We start from the raw sequence: 20,847 nt of genomic DNA, 5'->3' as shown, positions 1-20,847 counted from the left end.
GAAGATCGTCTACTCGTTCTGAGATGGTTGGTTTCATTCATTGCCTCCTAGTAGTCTGTTTAATCGTGCAATTGCTCACTCAGACTACTGTGTGGCTGCTCATTTGGCTACTGAGTTACCAAAATGAGCGAACGGTGAGTTGTGTAGCAGCGATTTCAATCGCCATAGCTCAAATTAACCCTATGCACCTACGCCAAAAACTGACTCTCCATTATTTCGCCCTTGCTGGAATCATTATTCTGGGAACCATCCTCCGGTTTTGGCATCTTGACTTAAAACCCCTGTGGCTGGATGAAGTTCTCACGGCTTTCTTTAGCCTGGGACTTGAGTATAATGATTTACCATTAGATATAGTATTTCCCTTATTCACTCTCCAGGAATTCTTCACCCTTCAACCGGAGGCTAGCTGTCGAGACATTGCCCAAACCCTTGCTCAACAATCCACGCATCCTCCCTTATTCTTTTGCTTAATGCATTCTTGGTTAAGGTTTACAGGAACCGAACAGTTAGCTTGGGCGTTGCGCTCATTTCCAGCTTTAATCGGAGTCGGTGCGATCGCGGCAATTTACTGTCTCAATCGTCTCATCTTTTCGCCAATCGCGGGATTAATCGCCGCCGCGTTAATGGCGGTGTCTCCTTTTGCGGTTTACTTGTCTCAGGAAGCGCGTCACTACACGTTGCCCATGTTGCTGATTATTTTGGCACTATTGACATTAATCCCGATTCAGCAGCGCCTTTACCATCAGCAATTGCCTTCCCCTTTGCTATGGCTAGGTTGGGGTATGGTGAACAGTATCGGTTGTTATGTCCACTACTTTTTTCTTCTGGCTGTCATTGCTCAAGTTTTGACCCTAATTTCCGGGATGATTGGGTATCGTCGGCGCTTACCCGGCGGGAGTTGGCTGGCTGTGGCGCTGGTAATGGCGGGAATGGTAGTTAGTTATCTGCCGTGGTGGGGTATGCTTTTGGCAGATATGGGGCGTTCAGAAACCAATTGGCTACCGCCACCGGATAGTATTACGCCTTTGTTGCAATTACTGGTGGGTTGGTTGCTGATGGTGATTGCTTTACCCGTGGAAAATCAACCCTTATGGATTGTGATACCCATGGGAGGATTAACGTTGGGATTGGGGGGGTGGATTATTTGGCGGGGAGGCGTGGGAGTTAAACGACTGCTGCATCAGCCTTCAACTCAGTTAGCGACGTTTACCCTATTCGGGTTTACTTTGGCTGTATTGCTGCAATTTCTAGCAATTATTTACCTACTCGGTAAGGATATTTCCATTGTCCCCCGTTATAATTTTGTCTATTATCCGGCGATTTGTGCGCTATTAGCCGCGAGTTTAACCGTAAACGTAGAGACGCGCCATGGCGCGTCTGGGCTTAGGGGTGCAGGGGTACAGGGAAAATGGGCAATCATCTTACCCTTGGCTATTTCTCTGGTGAGTACGGTTTGTGTTGTGGCTAATTTGGTGTTTCTCAAACCCTATCATCCTCAGCAGGTGGCGCAAAATATGACAATTGAACCCACGGTTCCCCTGATCATGGTGATGGGATATAACGATCTTCAGGATGTAGGATTAGGATTGAGCTTTGCCTTGGCATTGGAGAACTTACCAGAGGGTGGGAGTCATGAGGGCGATCGCACAATAGCATTTTTAAGTCGCCAACAGGGATATGATCGAGTCTGGCAGCAGTTATCGGAATTAGCCGTACCTTCTGTGTCTCCGTTGAATCTATGGGTAATCGCTCCCGGCTTGAAGCGGCGAGACTATCCCCAAAATCTTGCGATCGCGAACCAAAAAACCTGTATCCTTGATCCGAGTCAACATTACCGGATTGGTATTCCCTATCAGTTATACCGATGCGGTTAAGATTTGGCGTAAGGTACACCAGAAAGGATGTTTTCGGCAACCGTGGTTATGAAAGTAAGTATTATTAAGTCTATTCAAGGACTCGCTGCTCTAATTTTGGCGTTGGTTTTGGTTTTAGTTCCCCTATCTGCCCAAGCTGCTAATCCCTCTGCCCGACAGCTTATTAATGACGGTGTATCTGATCTGAGTGCCATGGATTTCTCTGGTCAAAATTTAGCTGAACTGGAGATATCTAAAATGAATCTGACGCAAACGAATTTAAGCAATACCGATTTACGCAGTGTGGTGATTAGTGATTCCACGATGACTGACACTAATCTACAGGGTGCAGATTTTTCATACAGCATTGCTTATAAAGTTAACTTCAAAGGGGCGGATTTGAGTGATGCGGTTCTAGAGGAAGCAATTTTGTTAGGTTCTCGCTTGGATGATGTTAATATCACCGGTGCTGATTTCAGCAATGCGGTTTTAGATCGCGTGCAAGTCCAAAATCTCTGTACTAGAGCCAGTGGCGTTAACTCGAAAACGGGAGTAGAGACTCGCGAATCATTAGGATGTCGGTGAGGCAAGGGAACAGGGAACAGGCAACAGGCAACAGTTTCGACGCCCAGTAATTAGGAAGATTCTGCGATCAGGTACACCTCGTTCCTAGGCTCTGCCTCCCATCACAACTCTGCCTCCCATCACAAACAAAGTTCAGGTGACCAGTCTTGATGACCGCGCCCAGGATAACATTTGAACTGAGATCCTGCCCAAATCATCTGCCATTGTTCGTTAGCTTGAGCAGAGGGATTTTTCTGGAACTCAACGCGATAGCGGATATCTTGCACAGAATCACCCTTTAATCCAGTTTGAGTCAGAATCACAATTGCCTGATCCGGTTGAGGATAGGAGACATCCACGGTGGCTGAATCCGTGTCAGCGTCGCTATTACCAAACGCCGAGAGTGCGATCGCGTTTGGATTGCTACCGGTTAAACTCGTCCTATCTGTCTGTTGGGATAGATCAATGGAACGATAGTTTTCCCGGTTAGCTGCTGGCGTCTGAGGCGATGAAAAATTTTGCTGGGGAGTTGAATTACCGGGAGAATCGGGGGATGGCTCAGTCGATGAGGAAGTCGTTTTGTCAGGTGAGGGATTAGCGGCTGTAACTGTCGCTTCTGGGCGATTACTGGTACAAGCCGTCAGCAGGATTACCAGACCAGCGAGACTCACCAAAGAAATTTTGCCCGATTTGACCATCCAATCCATCAGCTTTCTATGTAAGCGGCTAATTCTATTGTAGGTTGGTATGGAGAAGCACCCAGATTTAGGGGCGGGTGGGTAATCCCTATTTCCTGTTCCCTGTTACACACCGAGCGAAGCCGAGGTGTTCCCCGTTCCCTATTTTTCGACCTCTATAGTTTGAGAACCCGTCATCAAGCTAAAATGCGATCTGGCAAATGCTATTGTTATTTAACGCCTAGTTCATAGGGAATACCACCTCATGATCCACGAAGTTTTCATGCCCGCCCTTAGCTCCACCATGACCGAAGGTAAAATTGTCTCTTGGGTAAAATCTCCAGGGGACAAAATAGAAAAAGGCGAAACCGTGGTAGTGGTTGAGTCTGACAAGGCGGATATGGATGTGGAGTCCTTCTATGAGGGCTATCTAGCCGTCATTACTGTACCCGCAGGTGAAACCGTACCTGTCGGGGAGGCAATTGCCCTGCTAGCCGAAACTCCTGACGAAATTGAGACGGCTAAACAACAAGCCTCCCAATCCAGTTCCGCCTCAGACTCAGCCAGTACTCCGCCTGATCAAACGCCAAAACCTGAACCTGAACCTGCTACTGTCTCAGCCGCTCCCCAAGCGCAAGATACCCCCAGTCGCCGTAATGGACGCACTGTCGCCTCTCCTAGGGCTAAGAAATTAGCCAGGGAGTTGAAGGTTGAACTTGATACGTTGACGGGTAGTGGTCCTCATGGACGCATTGTGGCAGAAGATGTGGAAGCTGCTGCTGGCAAAACGACCCAACCCGAACCGGCTGCTGCACCGCAACAGCCACCATCTCAGCCTGGGGCTCAACCGACAGCTACACCCACGACACCTATTTCTGTCCCCCTCGGTGAAGTGGTTCCCTTCAACACGCTGCAAAATGCCGTGGTGCGGAATATGGTGGCGAGTCTTCAGGTGCCAGCCTTCCGGGTGGGGTATACCATCACTACTAATGAACTGGATAAACTGTATAAACAAATTAAGCCTAAGGGCGTAACCATGACCGCCCTATTAGCGAAAGCCGTCGCTGTGACATTGAAACAACATCCCACGATCAATGCCTGTTATACGGAAAAGGGGATTCAGTATCACGCTGGCGTCAATGTGGCTGTCGCTGTGGCTATGGCAGATGGGGGACTGATTACACCAACCTTACAAAAAGCCGATGAGGTAGATATTTATTCCTTATCTCGCACTTGGAAAGGGTTGGTTGAACGCTCCCGACGCAAGCAGTTGCAACCGGAGGAATATAGTTCCGGTACGTTTACGATCTCGAATTTGGGAATGTATGGCGTTGACCGTTTTGATGCGATTTTACCGCCGGGACAAGGGGCAATCCTAGCGATTGGCGCATCACGTCCGCAAGTGGTGGCGACAACGGATGGCATGATGGGTGTACGAAATCAGATGCAGGTGAATATGACCTGTGATCACCGGATTGTTTACGGTGCTGATGCAGCAGCATTCCTACAAGATTTGGCGAAGTTGATTGAAACGAATCCGCAATCATTGACGCTTTAATCTGATTTTGTCCTGTAACACACACTATCAAATAGTCTCTTTTGTGGCGAAGGGCGGGTTTTGCCTTTGAGGTTATCGGTCGATAGCCAAATTAAACGGCTAAACCCGCCCCTACAATTGACGGATGAATTTTTGACAGTCAAGGATTCAAGTCCAAACAAGTTGTAAATCTAAAATAAAACCTGGTAAAACATCTTCTCCCGATAACTGGGTCGGATTTTCCAGTATTTCTACCGTTTGTCCTTGGCGATAAATTTCAACGCGACGAGTGGGTCGATAGAGTAACCAACCCAGTCTGACTTGATTATTCATGTATTCCTGCATTTTAGCTTGGGTTTCTGGTAATGTATCGCTGGGTGACATTAACTCCAAAACAAAATCCGGAGCAATGGGGGGAAATTTTTCTTTCTGTTCCTCTGTCAGCGCATCCCATCGTTGTTGTTGAACCCAAGCCACATCAGGAGAACGGTTCGCCCCATTGGGTAGATGAAAACAGGTGGAAGAGTCGAAAACTTCTCCCAGGTTTGTTTGTTCATTCCACACACAAAATCGAGTGGTTAGCTTTGCATTTCGTTTTCCCGTTTCTCCGCCTGTGGAGGACACGATGATCAGTTCTCCTTTCGCATTACGTTCAAATTTTACATCGGGATTGATTCGGCAAAGATGATAAAATTGCTCTTGATTCAGGTGAACAATTGGGTCGAGGTTAAGCGTAACGGTTGTCATAAGTAGTTAGACAAAATTAAAAATGAATAAACAATAGAGTTTTTGGTGACTCCCTGAGTAAAGTGCAATTTTTCCCTACACCCTACACCCTACACCCTACACCCAGTAGTACCTTCAAGTCCCTTGTCATCCCCTCAGGGTGTAAACTTAAGGCTGAAACCCTTACTTCATCAGAGATCCCCCTTCCGTCCCCCTTTTAGATCCCCCCTAACCCCCCTTCAAAAGGGGGGAACAAGACATCCAGCTTCTCTTAAACAGGGGCGAACCAGAAATTAGGAAAGGGTAGAATAAGCTAACCATGTCTCAACCGTTTGTCCAAGGTGAAGCCATAGCCGCGATCGCAACTGCTGTCGTTCCCCAACAAGGGAGTGTGGGAATCGTGCGGGTGTCGGGCGAAAATGCCCTAGAAATCGCCCGTCAACTATTCCACGCACCAGGGCGTCAACTGTGGCAGACTCACCGCATTCTCTACGGGTATGTGCGTCATCCTCAAACCCAACAGATCGTTGATGAAGCCCTACTCCTAATTATGCAATCCCCTCGCTCTTATACTCGTGAAGATGTCGTCGAGTTCCATTGTCACGGTGGGATTATGCCTGTGCAGCAGGTGTTGCAATTATGCCTAGAATTAGGCGCACGGTTAGCCCAACCGGGAGAATTTACCCTACGGGCATTTTTGAACGGGCGGTTAGATTTAACCCAAGCCGAAAGTATCGCTGACTTAGTGGGTTCTCGTTCTCCCGCCGCCGCCCAAGCTGCATTAGCGGGAATACAGGGGAAGCTGGCTGTACCCATTCGCCAACTCCGGGCGACGTGTTTAGATAACTTGGCAGAAATTGAAGCCAGAATTGATTTTGAGGAGGATTTACCTCCTTTAGATGAAGCGGGGATCATTGCCCAACTGCAACAAGTATTAACCGATATTAAGCAAATTCTCGCCACCGCCGATCGCGGTCAATTATTGCGAACCGGCTTAAACATCGCCATTGTCGGGCGTCCGAATGTGGGTAAATCCAGCTTATTGAACGCCTGGAGTCGCAGCGATCGCGCGATCGTTACTGACTTACCCGGTACAACTCGTGATGTGGTAGAGTCGCAGTTAGTCGTCGGTGGCATCCCCATACAGGTGCTGGATACCGCCGGAATCCGGGAAACCGTGGATCAAGTCGAGAAAATTGGCGTTGAGCGATCGCGCCGTGCGGCTGAGGCGGCTGATTTAATTGTATTGGTGATTGAAGCCACAGCGGGATGGAGTTCAGACGACCAAGAAATTTATACCCAAGTCAAACACCGTCCCCTAATTTTAGTCATTAATAAAACCGATCTCGCCCCTGCCGATTCTGTCTCCTATCCGGATAGTATTGACCGAGTAATTACAGCCGCCATTACCAAAAATGAAGGCATTGAGGCATTAGAACAAGAGATTCTTGAGGCGGTACAAACGGGAACCCTACACGCCGCTGACTTAGATTTAGCGATTAACCAGCGACAAGCCGCCGCCTTAACCCAAGCCAAGATAGCACTGGAACAGGTACAAGAAACTATCGCCCAACAGTTACCTTTAGATTTTTGGACAATTGATTTACGCGGCGCGATTCAAGCCTTAGGTGAAATTACCGGTGAGGAAGTAACAGAATCCGTACTTGACCGAATTTTTAGTCGCTTTTGTATTGGCAAGTAGGTTTTCTGACGTTACTCTAATTAAGTAGTTTCGTAGTAATGGCTTTAGCCTTTAAACTTTTAATTGAGGCAATAATCTCTGAATCCAAACATCAAAGCCCCTGATCAGATTCCGGTAAATAGCGATATAATAGGAATTTTCCCTGACCCTCTTGCCCTGCCGTTGCATTCTTCTTTGACCATTTTGGAACCCAGGAACGAGGAATTAGATCCGCCCATCGAACCCAAAAGCGCCACAGGAGGCTTAGGCGAAGATCAATTTGCCCTCGCCTTCCGCTTGTCTCCCAACGCCATGGCAATCAGCACCCTAGCTGATGGACGCTTGTTGGCGGTCAATGATCGGTTGCTTAACCTGGTAGGGTATCAAAAAGACGAACTGATTGGTACAAGCACAGTCGAATTAAAGTTTTGGCTGCATCCAGAGGAGCGTACTCGCTTTATCCAGCAAATACAAACTCAGGGAACCATTCACAATTACGAATTTGATTTTCGTCTCAAGTCAGGACAGGTAAAAACGGGGTTATTATCAGCAAATATTATTAACTTTAGTGGACAAGACTGCTTACTCAGTATCATTAACGACATCACTGAACGCAAACATGCTGAGGAACAAGTAACACGTCTAGCTAAAATGAGCCAAGCCATTAGTAGTGCGACGGATTTTCAGACTGCATTGGACATCGCCTTACATCAAGTCTGCGAAATTACAGGCTGGAGTTATGGCGAAGTGTGGATTCCCGCGACCGATGGTATGGCATTAGAATGTAGTCAGAGTTGGTATGGTAAATGTACAGATATCGATTCTCCAGACGCCGCAAAATTCGACCAATTTCGAGAGTACAGTGCTGCCTTAACCATCTTACCCAATGAAGAATTACCTGGACGAGTATGGCATCAAATTCAGCCGGAGTGGGTTGATGATTTAGCGACGTTTCCAGATGACCTTTTCCTGAGATTAGAACTCGCGGTTAAATGCGGATTTAACTCAGCATTTGCCGTCCCTATAGTGACACCAACCGCTGCTCAAGAATCTGTTTCAGTCTTAGCCGTGCTGGTGTTTTTTATGGCAAAAAAATACCCACCTGACCATCATTTTTTTGAGCTAGTCACGGTTATTTCTAATCAGTTAGGTAGTGTGATGCAGCAGAAGAAAGCGGTCACAGAGATGCAAGCCCTTTTCGCCGCGATGACGGATGTGGTGCTAGTGATTGATGCCTCAGGACGATGCCTAAAAATTGTCCCCACGAATCCCCTGAGTGACTACAAGCCATCAGCGGAAATTGTGGGTAAAACCTTACATGAACAGTTCCCAGTTAAGCAAGCTGATTTTATTCTCCAAGCGATTCAAGAGGCTCTTTTAACTCAGCAAACTGTTAGTATTGACTATCAGTTGACCGTTGCCGGACGAGATAGCTGGTTCGCGGCTAACCTATCACCTCTATCTCATGATAGTGTGATTTGGGCAGCACGGGATATCAGTGAGAGTAAATTGCTGGAAAATAAGCTGCGAACTTCGGAAAGCAAAATGCGCCTATTTTTTGAGGCGATGAATGCGATTGTTTTAATTATTGATGTTCAAGACCATACAATCGCAAATATCGAAATAGCACCAACGAACCCTACCCGCTTCTATGACTTTTACATTGACCCAATCAACCAAACAATCGAATATCTTTTTCAAGAGGAAACGGCTCAAAATTGGTTAGATAAAATTCAACGGGCGCTAACCACTCAGCACACGATCTATTTTGATTATAGTCTACAAAGTGAAGACAACACCGTATGGTTTTCCGCCAGTATTTCAGCAATTTCTGACCAATCGATTATTTGGGTGGCGCGTGATATTACCGATCGCAAGCAGGCAGAGGCGGCGTTACAGGTAGAACAAGAAAAGTCTGAGCAGTTATTACTAAATATCTTACCCGAACTGATTGCCCGTCAGCTTAAGCAAGATCAGAGGGCGATTGCGGAACATTTTGATCAAGTGACAATTCTGTTTGCCGATATTGTTGGATTTACACCGTTATCGGCACGTCTACAACCGATTGAATTGGTAAATATGTTGAATCAAATCTTTTCCACATTTGATCAGCTAGCGGATCAGTATGGGTTGGAGAAGATTAAAACCATTGGTGATGCGTATATGGTTGTTGGCGGTTTACCTCGTCCCCTAGACAATCATGCCACAGCGATCGCGCAGATGGCGTTGGATATGCAACAAGCAATTCATGAATTCCAAGTGCAACAGGGGGAGTCATTTGAAATTCGCATTGGGATTAACACCGGATCAGTTGTGGCGGGTGTAATTGGTAGGAAAAAATTTATCTATGATTTATGGGGAGATGCGGTTAATGTCGCTTCTCGCATGGAATCATCAGGAGAACCGGGTAAAATTCAAGTTACTGCTACTACATACCAACAGTTACAGCACAAGTTTATCTTTGAGCAGCGAGGTGTTGTCAAAGTTAAGGGTAAAGGTGATATGATTACTTATTGGCTGCTGGGTAGGAGTAAATGATGACTGTTTAGCTTATTCCTCCTTTCTGATCATTTGGGTAATAAGAGGGGCAACTGAGGCAATCTGCTTTATCCTTACCGCAGCCGCGAATATTCTAAATCTGCTAGAAGTTAGATGCATTCTTAACCTAATGCAATGCAACCCGATTGTATCCTTGGCTTTTGGCGTGATAGAGTGCCTTATTCGCTCGTTGAATAATTATCTCGATGTTGGCATCGTCTAATTGATAACTAGCTACACCAACTGTTACTGTCATTTGCACCTGTTTATCGCCAATACCTATGGTAATTTGTTCCAGCCGCTTTCTCAAACGTTCAGCCACACGCACCGCCCCACTACTATCGGTTTCAGGAAGTAATGTGACAAATTCTTCACCGCTAAATCGTCCACAATAATCTGCCTCACGCAATGAACCAACGATGCTTTTTGCCACACCCTTAAGCACTTCATCTCCCATCGTATGCCCATACTCATCATTGATTTCCTTAAAGTTGTCAATGTCAATCATCAGGATAGACATGAAACGTTTGTAACGAGAGGCTCGATTAAATTCTTGATAGCCAACCGTTAAAAAATGGCGGCGATTCCAGAGTCCAGTTAGGGGATCAGTAATTGCTAACTTTCTCAATAAATTCGTTAATTTGTTGTGTTCTTTACCCAATCGATTCAATTGTATTTGAGTCTGCTTCAATTCTAAATGGGTTCGGACACGGGCAAGAATTTCTGCTGGATTAAAGGGGTGAGTAATTGTATCGGCTGCGCCTTTCTCAAATGCTTCAATTAAATACTCTTGTTCACGAATCGTCCGCATCAGGATAATTGGACTTGTTGTTAAAGGAGGTGGAGACTTAAGATAGTCGCACAACTCTAATCCACTCATCTTGGGCATGGTTAAAGCCATAATAATTAAATCAGGCTTATCCAGGTGTACACGCTCAATCGCATCCTGTCCGTTGCTGACAACAATCGTTTTGTAGCCTTCGGCTTCTAAAATGACATGAAGAATTTGTAAATTATTGGGATTATCATCAACAATCAAAATTAGGAATTTTTCCGGAAAAAATTTTTTCATTGGTCATTATCCTTCACCCTAGGCTATCTTGATATTTTAAAGGGGGTCTTATTGTTACCCCGGGAAATAAAAAGCCAAGCAACATCTGGTTTCCCCCGTGCAATAAATGCGAAGCAACTTTTGGCTTCCCCAGCTTCATCGTATCTACGAAGCTGCTCAAGTATTTCCGCAGCGCTGCACTAGCGGTTGGGCGACTTGTTTGAGTTTCAGATAAAAGTCCGAATCATCGGGCAGTGGCGTAAATTGATCAATGGGGTGGTGGTTAGTTTCGCGACGAGACCCATCCACTGGTTCAGGCAGACTGGTATGATCAGCAGCAAGTAGGTCTGGAGGTGTGCGATCGCGTTCCCTAACCCGTTCCGTTTCTGGTTCAGGCTGGGCGGGCGTTTGCGGTGATGCTTCAACGGATTCTGTTGCCGATTCAGTGACAACAAATTCCTCTGACTGAGCCACCGCAACCGTAGAACTTGACTCAAACATATCCGGGAAACTCCCGATTAAGCACATCGATTCGGACATCGTATCAACGGGGGCATTCAAATCTTGCGGTAATTTGCGACAAATCAACCGTTCAAACTCATGATTAAAGCGATAGATAGGCTGTTCTCGTCGCCCCCAGACGGCTAAAATTTGTTCAACCGAAATCGCCTTATACCGTCCCTGATACAAGGCTTCAATGACCGCCAAACGAATCCACTGGGCGGGATAGTCTTCCAACCAAAACTCAACTAATTCTGCCGCAGAATATCCCCTCAGTTCAAATCCATAGTGACTGAGTAACTCTACGGCATAGATAATGGCTGAATCTATCTCATTGGTCATTCGTCATTTGTGATTAGGCAGGGAACAGGCAACAGGGAACAGGGAACAAACAAACTCAAAACTTCGGTTGGGGCGGGTTTAGTCACATCGGGGCGGGAAAAAAACGATAATAGTGAAACCCGCCCCTACATCCCTTAAAAACTCCCTCATTCTTGAACAATATACGGGGAATTGATAGCATTGACACGCCCTTGTTGCACTAAGGCTTGATACAGAAACGCCGTAGCATCGGCGCGGGTGGCAGCTTTTTTCGGGTTTAACCAGGTGGGTTTGGGATAATTGACGATAATCCCGGCTTGAGTAGCTGCCGCTACAGCAGATTGGGCGTAAATGGGAATATTATCTTGATCCTGATAAATTTCCAAGGGGTTTCCCTCTGCCTCAGGTAACGACAGCCCCTGGACTAAGGAGACAATCAACTCCACCCGCCGTAAACTTTGTTGAGGGTGAAAGGTTTGGTCGGGGAAGCCGGAAAGGAAGCCACCGCGATAGGCTTGACTAATCACGGCTGACGCCCAGAAGTTGGCGGGAACGTCGCTAAATTGAGTGGCGGGGCGGATGGGTGTGGGGTTAAAGACTTTCACCACTAACGCCGCATATTGCGCCCGATTTAATGGGGCATCCGGTTTAAAGCTACCATCGGCAAAGCCGCTAATTAAGTTTAATCCGGCGAGAGGGCGAATAAAATCAGCCGCCCAATGATTTTGAATATCGGTAAACGAGGGAACGTACCCCTCCGGGTTAACAATATAAGGAGATGAGATAGCCGAAGCTTCGCCAGTTGAAACTAACGCCTGGTAAATTAAGGCAGCGACTTCGGCGCGGCTAATCGCTTGCATGGGTTTAAGTTCTTCAGGGCGGGGATAATTCACCACCAATTGTCGTTGTGTCGCCGTAGCAATGGCATCTGTAGCATAGCTGGGAATCTGGGCGCGATCGCGGTAAAACAAGAGTAGGTTGCCATTCCCACTCCCTAATCCCAACCCATTCACCACCGAAACCAGCGCCTGGGTTCGGGTCAGATTTTGTTGGGGGCGAAACGTGCCATCAGGAAATCCAGAGATAAATCCCATACTCGCCGCCTTACGAATCGCCGCCGCCGCCCAAAAGTTATCCGCGACATCGCGAAATGAACCCGATGTCGCCCCCACCTGGCGAGGTAAGTTAAACGTTTGGGCAATAATCGCCGCATACTGGGCGCGGGTAATATTCGCTTCCGGCTTAAATGTGCCATCGGGAAACCCGCTAATTAACTCCCGTTTGACTAATTCCTGAATAAACCGACTTGCCCAATGATTGCCCAAATCACTAAACTGAGTTGGACCCAAGGCTGATGCGGGAACCTCTGCTGCACTCAAGGTAACTGCACCAGAAATACGGGCAGGATTTAACAAGTTGCCCACCGAAACTAATGTCAATGACGTACTATTTTGTAAATCAACATCACCATTATCTTGTAAGATATTCCCGGCTGGGTCTTGACGACTGCCTAAATTGGGTTGGGCAGACCCATTGACAATTAGCCCCCCATTGGTATTTTTTTCAATCCGATTCCGGCGCAGAACGGGTTGAGCTTGGCGAGAGAGAACAATTCCCGCCTTATTGTTGATTAACGTATTATCAGCAATTAACGGAGCCGCATTATCACTCAGGGCAATACCATACCCCGTCCGTTGACAGCGATTGCGCCGCAGTTCCCCTTTCGCATTTCGCACCAGGAAGATACCACTAGAGGCATTGTCGCTTAATTCATTATCCATAATCAGCGGTTTTGCCGTCCCCGTGACAAAAATCCCCTCACGACGACAACGGGTTAGAGTAGTATTAGCAATAATCGGGGCGCTGGATTCAATCCAAATCCCAGTTCCCTTCGCCACAGGATTCGTCACCGTCACCCCGCGCAATTCCGCTTGAGAATCGGCTCTAACAGTAATAGATTGACTGCCAAAACTGGGGCTATTATAATCACCACTACCCACCAGGATAATATCCTTACCTTTACTAGACTCGTCACCAATAACAATAATCCCCGACGGAATCACAATCGGGAAACGCTCCCCGTTAGCTGCATTGTACATCCCCGGTGCCAGGTAAATCGTAGTATCAGCCGTCGCTTGTGCGATGGCGTGAGTTAAGGTACGCAAAGGAGCATCCGCCGAGCCTGTATTCGTATCCTGACCCGTTGTTGGGTTTACATAGAGAATAGATTGAACCATTCGTTTAGATAAAGTCGCCTATAGTCATCTTAAGTGTGTAATTGCGCTTGTCGTTGCGCTGTCTTCACCGATTCAGCGCCGATTCGTAGTTGCCATTTGTCCCTGGAGATAAACTGACAAACTGACGCCACGAATCCCTCAAGGGGAACATAGGTTTACTGGAATAGCCTGAAACGGCATAGCTAAAACTGCCAAAATCCGGCTCACCTCATTAATAAAATAGTCGCGTTTATCAATAAAAACAGTCTTATCGCGTAACTCCAGAAATTTCCACTCCGTTCCCGTAGTTACTGCCCCATAAATACTCTCCCTCGGTTCCTCGTTGCTTTGATTAAACAGTTGAGCCGCAATCATTTCAGCAATACACTGCGCCAAGCCCGACTTAATATTTTCATTCTTAGCTTCAACCAGGGTAAGCACAGGAGTCCGAATTTCATAAGAGTCTGGGGAAGCCGTCAGAATATAATCACAATATCCATTTAAACCCGCGCTAGGAGCCACATTGAACTCCGACCCCGAGAAAAAGCCAATTTTAAAGCCAAAGTGTCGCCGCACCTCCAAAAGCACTGGGGTAATAATTAACTCAGCCCGTGCCTTTTCGGTATTGATAGCAGTCGCCAGCGAAACATTTTCCGTTAACGTTATTTGCAGATACTCACTGGGCAGCAGTTCGGGTATACTCGCAAATAAGTCATCCGGTTCTTCCAGACTTAACCCAAATGATTCTCTAATGTGAGCCAAAGTTTTGAAGTCACTATATGCCATAGTAATTCTCCTTTTTTATTGATCCTTTATTAAGCAGCCAGCCATGTTATTCCTCACCTAATCCATTTCATCAAGAATCATTCATAATTCAGATAGGGCAGGTTTAGGGACATCAGGGTCACCAAAAACCTTAGTCGTAGAACCCGCCCCTAAACCCTCAAAACATCCTCCTCTATGATGTATCCTACCTTAACTGCGGTTGCTTTATTATCAAGTCCAATTACAGACCCTGTTGCCGTCTTCTTAACCATTTTGGCAATTATGTTAGTCGCGCCACTCTTGTTTGAACGGTTGCGACTTCCGGGTATTGTCGGCTTAATTCTGGCGGGTGTGATTGTTGGACCTAATGTCCTGGGATTATTAGAACGGGATAGTACCATCATCCTCTTGGGAACGGTGGGACTGTTGTTTTTAATGTTTATGGCGGGGTTAGAAACCAGCCTGGATGACCTGAAATATAATGCCGATAAAGCGGCAATTTTTGGTTTAGCCACCTTTTCTTTCCCCATGATTCTGGGTACGGTGGCAATGTTACTTTTGGGATATAGTTGGCTAGCCTCAATTCTAGTCGCGTCCTGTTTTGCCACCCATACACTTTTGGCATTACCTATCCTAACCAAGTTGGGATTAATGCGAACACAAACCGTAACCACAACCTTGGGCGGAACGCTGATTACCAATGTTTTGGGACTCTTAGTTCTAGCAGTAGTGGTGAAAGCCGATGGCGGAAATCTAACCCTGGGGTTCTGGTTGTTTCTGATTCCTGCGCTTACTATCTATACAGTAGCGACGTTATGGGGCGTCCCGAAACTGGGGCGCTGGTTCTTTCGCCAATTTGGACATGATGAAGGGGCGGAGTTTATTTTTGTCCTAGCCACATTGTTTGTCGTATCTTATGCAGCGGGATTAATTGAAGTTGAACCGATTATCGGCGCATTTTTAGCCGGAATTGCGATTACCCAAATTATTCCCCAGTTAAGTCCGTTAATGAATCGGATTCAGTTTATTGGAAACACCTTATTTGTGCCATTCTTTTTGATTTCCGTGGGTATGTTAATTGACCCGTTAATTTTAATCAAGCAGCCGAAATCAATTTTAGTGGCATTGGTGATGATTGGCGCGGAAATGGTGAGTAAGTTTGGCGCGGCTTGGGCACCGGGGAAGCTATTTGGGTTTCAATTTCCGAGTATTATGGTCATGTTTGGGTTGTCCATGGCACAGGCGGCGTCTACCTTGGCGGCGATTACCGTAGCTTATGAAATTAAACTGGTGGATCAATTAACCGTAAATGGGATAATTGCCATGATTTTAGTCACCTGTGTCGCCTCACCTTGGATTACCGAACGCTGGGGAAAACAGGTGAAACCTGACGGACAACAGGAGGGAGGAAATCAAGGAAAACCGCCATCGTTGGCAAAGCGGGTGTTAGTTCCGGTGGCGAATCCCAAGACGGAAGATAATTTATTACAATTGGCATTAATTTTGGCAAAAACAGCTAAGGGAACCTTACTTCCCCTGCATGTTTTATCCGATAAAACCGGACTCATTTCCCCAGAGGCGAAACTGTTACAAACCCAGCTTTTAGCGGCGGCGGAACGAATTGCCCATGCAGCCGTAACTAAAGTAGAACCGATCGCGCGGGTGGATGATACGATTGACCGAGGGATTACCCGCACGGCAGCTGAACGAGAGGCGACGTTGATTATTTGCGGATGGAAGGGGTATTCCACGACTCGGGAGAGCTTTTTTGGCAGTGTGATTGATAATGTAATCTGGCGATCGCAGGTTCCGGTATTAATTGCCCGATTTTCCCAGCCGATTGAGAATACTGCACGAGTGGTGTTGGCGGCGACGGATCAGGAGACGGTATCGGTGACATTTAAACCGACGGTGACGTTAGCGCAAACCTTAGCAGCAGCGTTGAAAGCCACGTTTCGATTGGTGGTTGTGGTGACAGGAGTCGGGGAGTTTGACTGTCAGCCAAAGGAGTGGGGGTTGGCAAATACGAGTGGATTGGTGCAAGTGCGGGGGAATTTTGTCCAGAATGTGTCGCGGATGGTGCAACGTCATGATTTACTGATTCTGACGGCAAGTACCCATCCCAGCTACCTTTTGGCGATTCCCACATTGGGGGGAGAACCGGAGGCGATCGCACGGACGCAGCAAGACACCTCTATCATTGTCGTACATTTTCCCACGATTAGCTGAAGGAGAACGTTTTGATTGTGTAGGGGCGGGTTTGACAACTATCGTTTCTTACCTCACCTAAATTTAACTAAACCCGCCCTGACTCCTGCACAATGTTCATCCTAGCCTGCTTGCGTTGGTTGTCCTTTCGTCAACCCAACCTACTCTATCGTCATTGAGACAAAATATTCCTACTCCTCCTCCCTATCCACTAAATCACCCAGATAGAGTTCAATGAACATCTCGGCGGCGACGGGATTGATTGTATTCAGCGCTTTGACAATATCCGCAACGGTTTCGGCTGTTGGGTCTATTTTTTCATGAAACCAACGAAACACTTTGTTTCGCTCAATCCCTAAAGCTACCGCCAATTTATTTTGGCTGATTTTATGGGCTTCTAGGGTCTGTTTGAGGGCTTGTCCTGCTCTTCCCATACTTCTGTAGCGCTTACCTTGTCCGCAGGACAATCGTGTCAGAGGAGCATGACCTCGTAAATGTTGCCAAGTTTGATAACATCTGCTAATCTTTTCGATGTTACCAAGTTTGATAACATTTTCAGCAACAATTAGGTGAATCCAATGTCTCAAGAATTTGTTCCAAATAACCTAGAAAAAGTACCTCCCGCCCCATCAGCGACGCCAGAATCTACCGCTAGCCGTGAACCTGTGAAAATCTCGATTATTGGCTCTCGTCGAGGCGTCAAAAGTATCATTTACAGGTTGTACCGTCTCCAGTTTGCTGAAGTGACGGCTTGGAGTCCCTTACAACCGACAGGTAAACCGGGTGAATTTGTGAGTATGCTGATTCGGCAAATTTCTTTTCGTTCCGAGTAACAAGAGTCTGATTGACCCATAGCTGTACAGGCGAGTTTGTGTGACCCACTTGTCCGCAAAACTCGCTATCCCTGCGCTCCTGTTATAGTCGAGGAATGTAGAGATGCGACGGGTATACCTGGAGGACAGGATGAATCACTTTGCTAGTTTGATGTCTTTTTTACGCGATCGCAAGGCTTTTTTGACCGAGGTTGAGAAGGAAATCGGACTCGACCGTAAAATTGTTTCATTATTAGTGTGTAGCGCCTCCTTTCTCGCGTTGTACGGCTTGGTGATTGGGGCGTCGAGTCATTGGCTGCAGGCGATTAGTTCAGCGATTAAGTTACCGGGTCTTTATTTAATCACACTGCTGGTCTGTCTGCCCAGTTTATATATTTTCGAGGTAGTTACAGGTTCCCAGCGCAACTTTCGCCAATATTTGGTGTTGCTTTTAGCCACCACGTCTGTGATCAGCGTCATGCTTTTGGCGTTTGTTCCTGTTGTCTTGTTTTTCCTGCTCTCGGTTAATGATTACAATTTCTTTAAGTTACTCAATGTCGTCATTTTTGCCTTAACTGGCGTGATCGGTGTCCAGTTTTTTTACCAAAGCATGAAATCGCTGCATTCTCATTCTCAAGATACAGATAAATCCCGTAATTTGAAGGTTGTGCAAGCTTGGTTATTTCTATACGGCTTTGTTGGCAGTCAGTTGGGTTGGTCACTGCGACCATTTTTTGGTACTCCAGGAAAAGACTTTGCGCTGTTTCGTCCCTTAGAGAGTAATTTCTATGTGCATATTTTTAAAACGCTGACTCACGCTCTAGGATTAAACTAAGCCAAACAATTTCATCATCCAGGAGATACGTTCATGCTAAATAATGTAGCAGAATTGCCGATTACTCCAGCGGAATTAGAGCAAAGCGGGGGTTTAGATCTGAAGGCGGGACTGGTGACAACGGTTTACCGTGGGGTATTTTGGCGAAATCCGCAACAACTGCGATCGCTCCTGTTTATTGAGGTCTTTAGTTTAGGTCTAATTCTGATTTTTGTGATGCCTGTGGGGTTTCTTGCGGTGAAGCGATCAGGGAATTTACCAAGTGATGGGGCGGACATTGCCAATTTATTTCTATTATTTTTGGCGGGATCAGTCTTGATTTTGGCATTGGCAAATATTTGGCTTGTGAATCAGGCAAAACGCTGGAAATCTGTGGCTAAGTTGTTACGCCAAGTGGATAAGTACAATCGTGTAGTTAAATCCCTAGCCATGCTGAATCAACTGAGTCGGACTGAAAAGAATCTGCAAGGGGATAACTCGTTAGCCTGTGAAAAGGTGCTGGGGGCTTTACGGGTAACTAAAAACAGTTTGCTGCAAGCAATTAAGATAGAAATTATTCGCACGAAACAAGGGGTGATGGCACGACCGGATGAATTGATGGTTACATTAGAGAATAATTTAACCAGTTTGGTTGCGGGAGAACTTGATCCGCCAATGGATCAGTATGGTTATTTGCTCGATGAAGCGCTGCAAATTGCGATGAGTGTGGAGCAACAAATGCGAGATTTGTAAGTCGAGATAAAATTATGAAATAAATTTGTTGACTTTACGCGAAAGTAAGTCTTTGAACCCGTTTTCAGTAAGCCCTAATACCTGCCAAGAACTCAAGTTCTTGGCTAAAAGCTCAAGTCGTCTAAAGACGACTCAAACTCTTATCCAGTCAGCCTGAGTATGTCAACCGTGCGATCGCATCGTGTAATTCCTCTTTTGTATAAAGGGTATTGGATTTTACCCGAATTTATTGGCTAAACCCGCTTCTACTACCGAACCCACACTCTAATCCTGGAGAACCGCAGCTACCCGCTTGAAGATTTGAAGCACATCATAAAGCTGGTTACGGCGAGGAAGAAGCGAAAATACATCAGATATATCGTACTCAGGAAATGCTTGTTGGCTTAACTTCAAAAAAGCAAACATCCCCCCATTTGTCACCATACCATAAACGGGTTGATCAGGATGACGGTTCGCCATCATATAAGCCAAAGCTTGGGGAATCGCTAACTCAATATTGAGATCACTGTGTTTAGCTTCTAGTACCACAACCCAAAATTGCTCCAACACGACCAAAAAATCTATCCGTCCCCGCAAAATCTCATCATCAACAACAGTCGTAATTTCAACCGATACTTCTGATCGCAGCTTAAAAGGGAAATCATAAAAACCCGCCAATTCCAGCAAACGAGACACAACAATCAGATTGACCGCTCCCTCGGCTAAGACTCCATCGGCTCGATGATAGCGGTATCTGTCTCTAATCTGGTCTAAGGTAGCTTGCTCCTGTTGGGTGAGTTCAGGCAAGTTCTCAAACCATTCTGTAAAGAATTGTTCATCTTCCGTTCGCCGAAGATTAAACTTGTTATGGACATCGTTTAGGGTTTTAATCGTTTGGGTAATTGCGGTTTGAACCATCTGTCTGGTTTTGTTTCAGTTGTTCTAGTTAATTTTACACTTCATAGGTTAATACCAAGAGGTGTAGGGTGCGTTAGGCGCATAGTTTTTATTCACTTTTATTCCCAACAGAACATCCGTGCGCCGTAACGCACCAACCAAGGTGGTGCTGAGGATTGTTACTCGCGATCGCGTGACACGATAGATTTTAATTTTGACTTATTATTTGCCGCTAACGGCTATTACTAAATAGATTTCAATATTATACAAAATTACGGCTTTGAAGCCAAAAAAGCTAAGCGGGCAAGAAGGTAAAAGAGAAAAGGGCTACGAAAGAATCCTGGGAGCGACACCCACCACTCGTAATCCGATATACTTAAGTCCGTATACGAATTCATTGAAGTAACGAAAGGCACAACGACAGAAATTAGGACGGTTATCCCAACTACCACCGCGTATAATTTTTGAAGTATACTTGTCATTCAGCCAAGCACTACCATCCGTTGGGGCTTTTTCATAACTGTGGTGATAGTCATCTTCGCACCATTCAAATACATTTCCGTGCATATCGTAGAGTCCGAAAGCGTTGGCAGTCTTAAAATATCCAACTGGTGTAGTTTGTTCTCTATATTTTCCTTTGGGACTCTCGCCATAAGTGTAGTTGCCATCATAGTTTACATAATCAGTGGTAATAATCTTGCCAAAATGAAAAGGATTGGTCGTTCCAGCACGACAGGCATATTCCCATTCGGCTTCTGAGGGAAGTCGATACTCTTTTTTTGTCCTTTGACTCAGCCGTACACAAAATTCTTTACTCACCGTTCGCTCATTTTGGTAACTCAGTAGCCAAATGAGCAGCCACACAGTAGTCTGAGTGAGCAATTGCACGATTAAACAGACTACTAGGAGGCAATGAATGAAACCAACCATCTCAGAACGAGTAGACGATCTTCC

18 protein-coding genes are annotated in these 20,847 nt (G+C 46.1%); 9 read left to right on the top strand and 9 right to left on the bottom strand.

Annotation, left to right across the window (positions count from 1 at the left end; translation table 11 throughout):
* On the top strand, positions 1–1,874 hold a 1,874-nt coding region (locus tag RIB93_RS29115; protein WP_446378259.1), incomplete at its 5' end, for a glycosyltransferase family 39 protein.
* A gap of 48 nt (positions 1,875–1,922) precedes the next feature.
* Complete coding sequence (locus tag RIB93_RS29110; protein ID WP_446378257.1) at positions 1,923–2,438, top strand: pentapeptide repeat-containing protein; 516 nt, start codon at positions 1,923–1,925, stop codon at positions 2,436–2,438.
* Between the two features lie 119 nt (positions 2,439–2,557).
* On the opposite strand, the gene RIB93_RS29105 is transcribed toward RIB93_RS29110, so the two are convergent.
* A complete protein-coding gene (locus tag RIB93_RS29105) occupies positions 2,558–3,124 on the bottom strand; it encodes a hypothetical protein (RefSeq protein WP_446378255.1) in 567 nt (188 codons plus the stop codon).
* Between the two features lie 235 nt (positions 3,125–3,359).
* Here RIB93_RS29105 and RIB93_RS29100 point away from each other — a divergent pair, with 235 nt between their 5' ends.
* The gene (locus tag RIB93_RS29100) at positions 3,360–4,652 is read left to right on the top strand and encodes a dihydrolipoamide acetyltransferase family protein (RefSeq protein WP_446378253.1); all 1,293 of its coding nucleotides are present in this window, start codon (positions 3,360–3,362) and stop codon (positions 4,650–4,652) included.
* Between the two features lie 147 nt (positions 4,653–4,799).
* On the opposite strand, the gene RIB93_RS29095 is transcribed toward RIB93_RS29100, so the two are convergent.
* Positions 4,800–5,378 (bottom strand): Uma2 family endonuclease, encoded by a 579-nt coding sequence (locus RIB93_RS29095; RefSeq protein ID WP_446378251.1) that lies wholly within the window; start codon positions 5,376–5,378, stop codon positions 4,800–4,802.
* A 298-nt stretch (positions 5,379–5,676) separates the two neighbouring features.
* Between RIB93_RS29095 and mnmE the strand changes: the two genes are divergently transcribed.
* Both mnmE and RIB93_RS29085 read left to right on the top strand, forming a co-directional pair.
* A complete protein-coding gene (mnmE, locus tag RIB93_RS29090; protein ID WP_446378249.1) occupies positions 5,677–7,059 on the top strand; it encodes a tRNA uridine-5-carboxymethylaminomethyl(34) synthesis GTPase MnmE in 1,383 nt (460 codons plus the stop codon).
* A 174-nt stretch (positions 7,060–7,233) separates the two neighbouring features.
* Entirely contained in the window at positions 7,234–9,576 is a 2,343-nt protein-coding gene (locus tag RIB93_RS29085; RefSeq protein WP_446378247.1) for an adenylate/guanylate cyclase domain-containing protein, read from the top strand.
* A 127-nt stretch (positions 9,577–9,703) separates the two neighbouring features.
* Here RIB93_RS29085 and RIB93_RS29080 read toward each other — a convergent pair whose 3' ends face one another.
* The 4 genes from RIB93_RS29080 to RIB93_RS29065 all read right to left on the bottom strand — a co-directional run bounded on the left by RIB93_RS29080 (position 9,704) and on the right by RIB93_RS29065 (position 14,451).
* Positions 9,704–10,648, bottom strand: a complete 945-nt coding sequence (locus tag RIB93_RS29080) for a diguanylate cyclase (RefSeq protein WP_446378245.1) — start codon at positions 10,646–10,648, stop codon at positions 9,704–9,706.
* A 156-nt stretch (positions 10,649–10,804) separates the two neighbouring features.
* Entirely contained in the window at positions 10,805–11,470 is a 666-nt protein-coding gene (locus RIB93_RS29075; RefSeq protein ID WP_446378243.1) for a hypothetical protein, read from the bottom strand.
* 146 nt (positions 11,471–11,616) lie between these two features.
* Positions 11,617–13,686: an S-layer homology domain-containing protein gene (locus RIB93_RS29070; RefSeq protein WP_446378241.1), complete on the bottom strand. Its 2,070-nt coding sequence runs from the start codon at positions 13,684–13,686 to the stop codon at positions 11,617–11,619.
* Positions 13,687–13,824: 138 nt separating this feature from the next.
* Positions 13,825–14,451 carry a hypothetical protein gene (locus RIB93_RS29065; RefSeq protein WP_446378239.1) on the bottom strand — a complete coding sequence of 209 codons (627 nt, stop codon included), beginning with the start codon at positions 14,449–14,451 and terminating at the stop codon, positions 13,825–13,827.
* A 174-nt stretch (positions 14,452–14,625) separates the two neighbouring features.
* Here RIB93_RS29065 and RIB93_RS29060 point away from each other — a divergent pair, with 174 nt between their 5' ends.
* Positions 14,626–16,659 carry a cation:proton antiporter domain-containing protein gene (locus RIB93_RS29060; RefSeq protein ID WP_446378237.1) on the top strand — a complete coding sequence of 678 codons (2,034 nt, stop codon included), beginning with the start codon at positions 14,626–14,628 and terminating at the stop codon, positions 16,657–16,659.
* 170 nt (positions 16,660–16,829) lie between these two features.
* On the opposite strand, the gene RIB93_RS29055 is transcribed toward RIB93_RS29060, so the two are convergent.
* Positions 16,830–17,072, bottom strand: a complete 243-nt coding sequence (locus RIB93_RS29055; protein WP_446378235.1) for a helix-turn-helix domain-containing protein — start codon at positions 17,070–17,072, stop codon at positions 16,830–16,832.
* 144 nt (positions 17,073–17,216) lie between these two features.
* On the opposite strand from RIB93_RS29055, the gene RIB93_RS29050 reads away from it, so the two are divergent.
* The 3 genes from RIB93_RS29050 to RIB93_RS29040 all read left to right on the top strand — a co-directional run bounded on the left by RIB93_RS29050 (position 17,217) and on the right by RIB93_RS29040 (position 19,017).
* The gene (locus tag RIB93_RS29050) at positions 17,217–17,471 is read left to right on the top strand and encodes a peptide ABC transporter substrate-binding protein (protein ID WP_446378233.1); all 255 of its coding nucleotides are present in this window, start codon (positions 17,217–17,219) and stop codon (positions 17,469–17,471) included.
* A gap of 130 nt (positions 17,472–17,601) precedes the next feature.
* Positions 17,602–18,285 (top strand): actin-binding WH2 domain-containing protein, encoded by a 684-nt coding sequence (locus tag RIB93_RS29045; protein ID WP_446378231.1) that lies wholly within the window; start codon positions 17,602–17,604, stop codon positions 18,283–18,285.
* 33 nt (positions 18,286–18,318) lie between these two features.
* Entirely contained in the window at positions 18,319–19,017 is a 699-nt protein-coding gene (locus RIB93_RS29040) for a hypothetical protein (RefSeq protein ID WP_446378229.1), read from the top strand.
* Between the two features lie 264 nt (positions 19,018–19,281).
* Here RIB93_RS29040 and RIB93_RS29035 read toward each other — a convergent pair whose 3' ends face one another.
* Both RIB93_RS29035 and RIB93_RS29030 read right to left on the bottom strand, forming a co-directional pair.
* Positions 19,282–19,914, bottom strand: coding sequence for a type I restriction endonuclease (locus RIB93_RS29035; protein ID WP_006102638.1), 633 nt, complete (start codon positions 19,912–19,914; stop codon positions 19,282–19,284).
* A 306-nt stretch (positions 19,915–20,220) separates the two neighbouring features.
* On the bottom strand, positions 20,221–20,847 hold a 627-nt coding region (locus RIB93_RS29030), incomplete at its 5' end, for a formylglycine-generating enzyme family protein (protein ID WP_446378227.1).

The sequence above is a fragment of the Coleofasciculus sp. D1-CHI-01 genome (assembly GCF_040218875.1).
Taxonomy (GTDB): Bacteria; Cyanobacteriota; Cyanobacteriia; order Cyanobacteriales; family Coleofasciculaceae; genus Coleofasciculus.
This window is presented reverse-complemented; position numbering and strand designations above follow the sequence as displayed.

What these genes read in the sequence shown, in the direction of transcription:
- RIB93_RS29110 (WP_446378257.1), top strand. Translation starts at nt 1,923, where the DNA reads ATGAAAGTAAGTATTATTAAGTCTATTCAAGGACTCGCTGCTCTAATT.
- RIB93_RS29065 (WP_446378239.1), bottom strand. Translation starts at nt 14,451, where the DNA reads ATGGCATATAGTGACTTCAAAACTTTGGCTCACATTAGAGAATCATTT.
- RIB93_RS29070 (WP_446378241.1), bottom strand. Translation starts at nt 13,686, where the DNA reads ATGGTTCAATCTATTCTCTATGTAAACCCAACAACGGGTCAGGATACG.
- RIB93_RS29045 (WP_446378231.1), top strand. Translation starts at nt 17,602, where the DNA reads ATGAATCACTTTGCTAGTTTGATGTCTTTTTTACGCGATCGCAAGGCT.
- mnmE (WP_446378249.1), top strand. Translation starts at nt 5,677, where the DNA reads ATGTCTCAACCGTTTGTCCAAGGTGAAGCCATAGCCGCGATCGCAACT.
- RIB93_RS29080 (WP_446378245.1), bottom strand. Translation starts at nt 10,648, where the DNA reads ATGAAAAAATTTTTTCCGGAAAAATTCCTAATTTTGATTGTTGATGAT.
- RIB93_RS29050 (WP_446378233.1), top strand. Translation starts at nt 17,217, where the DNA reads ATGTCTCAAGAATTTGTTCCAAATAACCTAGAAAAAGTACCTCCCGCC.
- RIB93_RS29040 (WP_446378229.1), top strand. Translation starts at nt 18,319, where the DNA reads ATGCTAAATAATGTAGCAGAATTGCCGATTACTCCAGCGGAATTAGAG.
- RIB93_RS29060 (WP_446378237.1), top strand. Translation starts at nt 14,626, where the DNA reads ATGATGTATCCTACCTTAACTGCGGTTGCTTTATTATCAAGTCCAATT.
- RIB93_RS29100 (WP_446378253.1), top strand. Translation starts at nt 3,360, where the DNA reads ATGATCCACGAAGTTTTCATGCCCGCCCTTAGCTCCACCATGACCGAA.
- RIB93_RS29075 (WP_446378243.1), bottom strand. Translation starts at nt 11,470, where the DNA reads ATGACCAATGAGATAGATTCAGCCATTATCTATGCCGTAGAGTTACTC.
- RIB93_RS29055 (WP_446378235.1), bottom strand. Translation starts at nt 17,072, where the DNA reads ATGGGAAGAGCAGGACAAGCCCTCAAACAGACCCTAGAAGCCCATAAA.
- RIB93_RS29095 (WP_446378251.1), bottom strand. Translation starts at nt 5,378, where the DNA reads ATGACAACCGTTACGCTTAACCTCGACCCAATTGTTCACCTGAATCAA.
- RIB93_RS29035 (WP_006102638.1), bottom strand. Translation starts at nt 19,914, where the DNA reads ATGGTTCAAACCGCAATTACCCAAACGATTAAAACCCTAAACGATGTC.
- RIB93_RS29105 (WP_446378255.1), bottom strand. Translation starts at nt 3,124, where the DNA reads ATGGATTGGATGGTCAAATCGGGCAAAATTTCTTTGGTGAGTCTCGCT.